Source organism: Streptococcus parasanguinis, assembly GCF_001578955.1.
Taxonomy (GTDB): domain Bacteria; phylum Bacillota; class Bacilli; order Lactobacillales; family Streptococcaceae; genus Streptococcus; species Streptococcus parasanguinis_U.
On sequence record NZ_KQ969689.1, the window covers coordinates 115,180 to 121,507 of the forward strand.

The window sequence follows — 6,328 nt, forward strand, 5'->3', positions numbered from 1 at the left end:
ATTTTGGTGACCCTTATATCGATCAGATTTATGACAATAGTCGCTTGATTGCGGGGATTTTAGGGCTTGAAGAGGAACAGTACACCAATACTTGGCAGAGTGAGAGTGATATTGGTATTCCTTGGATTAAGCCGGATGTCTTAGAATACCTTCGTAATGAGAGGGAGCATCCTGACCACTATATTTTTGTTCCGATTGCCTTTATTAGTGAGCATATTGAGGTTCTTTTTGACAATGATGTGGAATGTAAGGAGCTTTGCCAAGAGCTAGGTGTAGCCTATCACAGACCTCCTATGCCAAATAGCGATCCTCGTTTAATCAAGGCACTTCTTTCGACAATTCAGTCTCATATAGACGGTGACTATAGTGACTATCAACCTCAGCTGGAGACCTTTGATGAGTTGGAAGCTCCATCAAGCACGAGTCAGATTTTGGAAGAAGAGAATGATATCCAAATGCCAGATTTTGTGAAGAAGTTAATTGCCAAGAAAGGCCGCGAAAATGTCAAAATGCCCTATCTGATTAAGAAAATGCTAGAAAAGAAGTATGGGAAAAAATATGATTAAATGATGGAGTTTTAAATCAGGAAGTGGGCTAGAGCTCGATAAAAAGTGTATACTATAGGTAAGTAAGCAATAGAAAGTAGGTTGTTCCTATGAAGAAAACAGTCTATACAAAAGCTGGGCAAGTGGGCCTTATAGAAGTGGAGCGTCCACACATCGAAGCACCAGATGATGTTATTCTCCGTATCGTCCGCACCTGTGTTTGTGGATCCGATTTATGGAGCTACCGCAATCCAGATATTGAAGCAGGTCATCAAAATAGTGGTCACGAAGCTATTGGGATAGTTGAAGAAATCGGTGAGGCCATTACAACGGTCAAACCAGGAGACTTTGTCATCGCGCCTTTCACCCATGGTTGTGGAGAGTGTGACGCCTGTCGTGCTGGCTATGATGGGACTTGTGACCGCCATATTGGCACCAACTGGTCTGACGGGGTTCAAGCAGAGCACATCCGTTTCCACTTTGCTAATTGGGCCCTTGTCAAGATTCCAGGTCAACCATCTGATTATACAGAAGCCATGCTTAAATCCCTCTTGACGTTAGCAGACGTCATGCCAACCGGTTACCATGCAGCGTGTGTAGCTAATGTGCAAAAAGGTGACAAGGTAGTCGTTATCGGAGATGGGGCTGTTGGCCAATGTGCGGTTATCGCAGCTAAGATGCGTGGTGCATCGCAAATCGTCCTCATGAGTCGCCACGAAGACCGTCAAAAGATGGCCTTGGAGTCAGGTGCGACAGCTGTTGTGGCTGAGCGAGGAGAAGAAGGGATTGCCAAGGTCCGTGAAATCCTTGGAGGCGGAGCAGATGCGGCTCTTGAATGTGTGGGTACCGCAGCTGCTGTCGATCAGGCCCTTGGAGTCCTCCGTAATGGAGGACGCATGGGATTTGTCGGTGTGCCTCACTACAATAACCGTGCCCTTGGTTCGACCTTTGCCCAAAATATTTCTGTGGCAGGTGGAGCAGCCTCAGTTACTACTTATGACAAACAAGTTTTGTTAAAAGCAGTTCTTGACGGTGATATCAATCCAGGACGCGTCTTTACGCACAGCTATAGTTTAGAAGAAATCGACCAAGCCTATAAAGATATGGACGAACGCAAGACTATTAAGGCTATGATTGTGATGGACTAACGAAAAAATTCTAGTAGAAGCTGTCTACTAGAATTTTTCTTTTAGTATAATTCCCAATCCGGAGTTGAGAATTTCTTGGTTTGGTTCATATAAAAATACGTAAAATGAACTTCCATAGCCAAGATCATCACGCTTGTGATGGTGATGACAATGGTAGGATTGGCTGAGAAAAGAAGGGAAAGAATCAGTCCAATAAGAAAGATTCCTATCATCTAATCAAATTTTTTAAATTTCAAGATGGTATTAAGGATTTTCCCTTTGAAGGATTTATTTTGATAGGCAATGGTTAGGGAATTGAAAAACTCTACTGCGAGATGTTCTTGGTGTCCGAGGACCATTTCGTGTGGTGCTGAATCTGGGAAGAAGACACCGAGTTTGATGCGAAGACCGCCTTTTTTCATTTTGAATTGGTGCATCCCGTACATCATCATGTCCAGATTTTGGTCTGACATCAGCACCCCATCTCCGACCATCGCCAACTTCGTATCTGGATCAACGGCAACGGGCTTTTCAGCATCTGGATGGATGATGAGCTTTTGATAGGTGGGCTCACCGTATTGCCCCACCATTTCCATGACTTCTTGCCCGCCATGTACACCTGCAAATACAAAGTGTTCAGGATGGATTTTAAATGGAAGAGCTGGATCGACCATCTTGTTTAGTTCTTGATTGAAAGCCAGGAAATCCCCAAGAGTCAGACCGTCGACATCGACGTCAACGTATGCCGACTGCAAGTTGTGTCCTTTCACGGTTTTTGAAGCAATCTCGTGCCACAAGTTGTCAGATTCGGCTAACTTGTTTGCATAGAGTTCCAGTATTTTCTCAGACCCCAAGGCGAGTTTTGTTTCGATTTAAGCAGCCTTTACTTCCTTAAAAGGCAAGCTGAAGAGGGTGTCTGCATCAATGGATTTTCCCTTGTAAGTGAAATTGGCACCTACCTCATCCATTTCTCGAATCACATGGTGGGTACGTTCCAATTCTTTGGCTTGAATCCACTCGGGTGTTAGTTCTTTTCCGTTCATGTGCATTTTAATAGATAGATTTTTCATACTGAATACCTCGTTTGTTTTAAGATGGTTCTATCATATCTCGATCGTTGCATCTTCTCAATATGCAAAAATAGACCAAGGGTCCATTATCGAACCTTTGGTCTATTATTATCTAGTATCTTTTGAAAAAGAGTGCTGGAGATAGGTAGAGAATTGATCGAGTTCTGTCACAAGCTCCGTTAAGCTGAGTGGATCATGGCCTTGGCGGACGTAGGTGATATAGGTCATGGCTACAGAACTGAAGAGAAGTATGGGCACTTTCAAAACGCTGGGTGAGCAGAGACTCAAAGACCTCCAGCTCACGGTCCAATAATTGCTCTGCCAGGTCGTACTTGTCCAAATAATGAGCGTAAAAAGTTCCCTTGCTGATCAGATATTCTTTGATAATGAGGCTGGTAGTCAGCTTTTCAAAAGGCATTTCTTCCAGTAATTTTAAAAAAGTCGTTTCAATGCGTTGCTTGGTCTTGATGACACGGGCGTCAGTTTTCTTATCTTTCATAGGACTAGTACACCATAGCTTGGGCAGTTGTTCTTAAGCTGGATTTATAAAAGTTATTAGATTTGTATAAAAGAACAGTCTGTCTACGTCCTTTTTAAACGGATGACTAAATCAGGGCATAGGTTTCAACCGCTTGCCCAGCCCCGTTTTCATTATTGGTCTTTGTCACGACTGTTGCTCCATCTTTCACCTCTTGAGGAGCGTTGCCCATAGCGACACCGATGCCTGCTTTTTTGAGCATAGGAAGGTCATTGAAGTTGTCCCCCATGGTGAGGACTTCTTCTAAGCTCAAGTGGTAGTGGTTGGCGAGTTCAACCAGAGCATCCTCTTTAGAGACGTGCTTAGCAGTGACTTCTAGGTAGTTGGCTTTGGAGAGATAAAAGGCGGTAGAAGGGAAGTCATCGGCAGAAATAGCACGATAGAGGGCTTGGATCTCTTCTGCATCTCCAATTAAGAGCAATTTGTGGAGGGGCTTTGTCGTATCCAGCAAAGGATCCAATAGGGGGAGGATGAGAGGTTTTTCTCCTGTAATCCGGGCCTCCTCTTGGCTCCATTGGTCAAGATGATCGGTCATCCAGTCTTTTCCACTATAGAGGTTGATCGAAACTTGAGGGAAGTGTTGGTTAACCCAGTTGATAAACTGACGAGCTTCATTCTTGTCCAAAGGATGCTCGAAAAGAACTTGTTCTCCTTTTTGGATCAAGGCCCCGTTGTAGCAGGCCATGGGACAGTCCACTATGCCGAGCTCTTTGGCAATGGGAGCCATCCCTTTGGGGGAGCGAGCAGAGGCCAGCACGAAAGGAATCTCTTCACGCTTTAAATCCGGGATCAGTGCTGCTAACTGAGGGTCAATCTGATGGTGGTCATTTAAGATGGTGCCATCGATATCGCTGATAATGAGACGAATGTGAGCCATAAACTTACCTCCTAGTAGAGAATAGTGGTTTCGTTGCCGACTTGTTTAAGGATGTCAGGGCTTGGTTTTTGGTCAGTAATCCAATAGTCAAATTGCTTGAGACGAGCGAGATAGTAGTTGGCATTTTGGGAGAACTTGATGCTTTCTGCCACCAGGATCTTGGTACGAGTTCGTTCAAAGACGAGGGATTTGACGGCAACGTCTTCAGCATCTTCAAAGGTGACTTCGCCATTGGCTAAGCTACTCGCTCCAAAAAAAGCCAGATCAAAGCGAAGATTGTCCAGTATTTGTGCTTGATTCGCGTCATAGTAGAAGCGGTTTTTAGGGTAGAATTTCCCTCCTAAAAGATGAAAGTCAACCTGGGAATGGCTACTGAGCTGGATGGCATTGTCAAGGGAATGCGAATAGACTGTGACTTCCTTATTAAGCAAGCCGGCAAGCAGGGTCATCGAAGTGGAAACGTCGAGAAAGATCACTTGTCCATCTTGGATCAATTGCAGGGCCTTTTGAGCCATGGCAGTCTTTTCCTTGTTAGCCTTCTGACTACGGTCTAGGTAAGAAGGGCCGGGTTCTTTGTTTAAGGGGAGAAGTCCACCATGGGTCCTACGGACTAGCTGGCGTTGACTAAGGAGGGCAAAGTCTCTGCGAATAGTATCTTTTGAGACCTTAAAGTAATCAACCATTTCTTTAGCGGATAGCTGTTTTCGCTCTTCTAAGAGTTCTAATATTTTTTCGAGTCGCTGTTCCTGGTACATGAATTCGCTCCTTATTTTCTGTTCTTGTCTTCATTGTACACCATTTCGTAAGCGTATGCAAGTTTTGTTAAGTGTTTTTAAGTGTCTCTGATCTTTTTCCTTACAAACCCTTATTCTGACGTTTGTTTTAAAGAGGGAATTCTGCTATAATATGTCAAAATAACGTGGAGGTTTCCTTATGGCCAGTGAATATGAAAAAATGATTGCGGGTGACTATTATAGACCTGCGGACCCTGAATTACGGGCTTTAGCCCAAGCCTCTCGGGAGAAACAAGAAGCTTTTAACCAAGAGGTGGATCCTAAAAAAGGGGCAGCTATCATCAAAGAGTGGTTTGGATCAACCGGTGAAAACCTCTATCTCAATCGTCAGGTTCTTGTGGATTATGGGGTCAACATCCATCTGGGAGAAAATTTCTATGCCAATTACAATTTGACCATGTTGGATGTATGTCCCATTACGATCGGAAAGAATGCCATGATTGGTCCTAATTGCCAATTTTTGACACCCTTGCACCCACTGGATCCAGACGAGCGCAATTCTGGTCTGGAGTATGGGGCACCAATTACGATAGGAGACAACTTCTGGGCAGGAGGAGGTGTCACCATTCTTCCTGGTGTGACGCTGGGTGACAATGTGGTCGCTGGCGCTGGGGCAGTCGTGACCAAGTCCTTTGGAGATAATGTAGTTCTTGGAGGAAACCCAGCTCGTGTCATTAAAGAAATACCCGTTAAAAAGGAGAAGGAATGATCCATAAACATGAAATTCCCATTTTAGAGTTTGATGACAATCCTCAGGCAGTTATTATGCCGACCCATGAGGGGTTAGACCTGCACCTACCTGAAAAATGCGTTTATGCTTTCCTGGAGGATGAGATTGATCGCTTTGCCGAAACTGTCGGAGCCAAACAAGTAGCTAGCTTTGTCTCAGCTACCAAGGTCTATCCGGTCTATGTTATGGAGCACCAAGGAGAGGAAATCTGCTTAGCTCAAGCGCCAGTTGGATCTGCAGCTGCTGCTCAATTCATGGATTGGTTGATTGGCTATGGAGTGAAGAAGATCATTTCCGCGGGTAGCTGTGGGGTCTTGGTGGATATAGCAGAAAATGCTTTTTTAATTCCGACCAAGGCCTTGCGAGATGAAGGAGCCAGTTACCATTATGTCGCGCCTTCTCGTTATATAGAGGTGGACGGCCGTGCCCTGACTGCTATTGAAACAGTTCTCCAACAAGAGTCCATTCCTTATCAAGAGGTCATGACCTGGTCGACGGACGGCTTTTATAGGGAAACACCTGACAAGGTGGCCTATCGCATTGAAGAAGGGTGTAGTGTGGTGGAGATGGAGTGTGCCTCCCTTGCTGCAGTAGCCCAGCTTCGTAGGGCGATTTGGGGTTTGCTCCTCTTTACCGCAGATTCTCTT

9 protein-coding genes are annotated in these 6,328 nt (G+C 44.8%); 4 read left to right on the forward strand and 5 right to left on the reverse strand.

Translation table 11 applies throughout. From position 1 onward, the window contains the following. Positions 1-566 (forward strand): ferrochelatase (locus SPADD19_RS12170; RefSeq protein ID WP_241496366.1); only part of this gene is annotated, 566 nt, incomplete at its 5' end. Positions 567-655: 89 nt separating this feature from the next. Then, positions 656-1,693 (forward strand): zinc-binding dehydrogenase, encoded by a 1,038-nt coding sequence (locus tag SPADD19_RS00560; RefSeq protein ID WP_061454926.1) that lies wholly within the window; start codon positions 656-658, stop codon positions 1,691-1,693. Between the two features lie 212 nt (positions 1,694-1,905). Here SPADD19_RS00560 and SPADD19_RS11315 read toward each other — a convergent pair whose 3' ends face one another. From SPADD19_RS11315 to SPADD19_RS00580, 5 genes are all read right to left on the reverse strand, one after another. Beyond that, positions 1,906-2,427, reverse strand: coding sequence for a hypothetical protein (locus SPADD19_RS11315; protein ID WP_241496367.1), 522 nt, complete (start codon positions 2,425-2,427; stop codon positions 1,906-1,908). A 117-nt stretch (positions 2,428-2,544) separates the two neighbouring features. Next, positions 2,545-2,742, reverse strand: a complete 198-nt coding sequence (locus SPADD19_RS11320; RefSeq protein ID WP_080983012.1) for a hypothetical protein — start codon at positions 2,740-2,742, stop codon at positions 2,545-2,547. Between the two features lie 193 nt (positions 2,743-2,935). Beyond that, positions 2,936-3,241 carry a TetR/AcrR family transcriptional regulator gene (locus SPADD19_RS00570; RefSeq protein WP_049517917.1) on the reverse strand — a complete coding sequence of 102 codons (306 nt, stop codon included), beginning with the start codon at positions 3,239-3,241 and terminating at the stop codon, positions 2,936-2,938. Between the two features lie 106 nt (positions 3,242-3,347). Then, the gene (locus SPADD19_RS00575; RefSeq protein ID WP_061454927.1) at positions 3,348-4,157 is read right to left on the reverse strand and encodes an HAD family hydrolase; all 810 of its coding nucleotides are present in this window, start codon (positions 4,155-4,157) and stop codon (positions 3,348-3,350) included. A gap of 11 nt (positions 4,158-4,168) precedes the next feature. Continuing rightward, a complete protein-coding gene (locus SPADD19_RS00580; RefSeq protein ID WP_061454928.1) occupies positions 4,169-4,912 on the reverse strand; it encodes a DeoR/GlpR family DNA-binding transcription regulator in 744 nt (247 codons plus the stop codon). Between the two features lie 178 nt (positions 4,913-5,090). Between SPADD19_RS00580 and SPADD19_RS00585 the strand changes: the two genes are divergently transcribed. Both SPADD19_RS00585 and SPADD19_RS00590 read left to right on the forward strand, forming a co-directional pair. Continuing rightward, positions 5,091-5,660 (forward strand): sugar O-acetyltransferase, encoded by a 570-nt coding sequence (locus SPADD19_RS00585; RefSeq protein ID WP_061454929.1) that lies wholly within the window; start codon positions 5,091-5,093, stop codon positions 5,658-5,660. Then, the coding region (locus SPADD19_RS00590) for a nucleoside phosphorylase (RefSeq protein WP_061454930.1) at positions 5,657-6,328 on the forward strand (672 nt) is incomplete at its 3' end. The genes SPADD19_RS00585 and SPADD19_RS00590, both read left to right, overlap by 4 nt.